The 442-nt window shown below is 83.0% G+C and carries 1 pseudogene; it reads right to left on the reverse strand.

Annotated elements, in window-relative coordinates:
- Positions 1 to 442, reverse strand: a pseudogene (locus ABD323_RS27540) (hypothetical protein); the annotation flags it as partial.

Here is a 442-nt window from a genome sequence, read left to right on the forward strand (position 1 = left end):
GGACGCGTGGGCGGCGATCTGCTCGGGCACGGTGGCGGTGGGCAGGTCGGCGGCGCTCGGCGGGGTGCTGGGGGAGTCGGTCAGGGTCGGGTCGGGCGCGCCGGTGGGCACCGTGGGCAGCGCGACGCGGTGGGTGTCGGGGGCCGGCGCGAGGGCGAAGGCCAGTCCCACCCCGAGCACCACCACCCCCGCGCCCGCTCCGATGATCAGTCCGCTGCGCCGGCGCCGTCCCGAGCGCCGGGAGGGGGCCCGGCCGCCGGGGCGCGGGCCGTCGGGCGTCTCGGGTCCGCTGCCGATCGGGAAGAGGCCCAGCTCGCGCGGCGCCGGCCCGGACGGGCTGCGCAGCGGCTCGGCGGGCGGGGGCGGCGGCAGCAGCGGCGCCGCGGGCGGGTGGGCGGGGCCGGCCGGGACCGGCGGGAGCAGCGCGGTGCCCAAGGCGTGC

Source organism: Kitasatospora nipponensis (assembly GCF_039528135.1).
GTDB classification, from domain to species: Bacteria; Actinomycetota; Actinomycetes; order Streptomycetales; family Streptomycetaceae; genus Kitasatospora; species Kitasatospora nipponensis.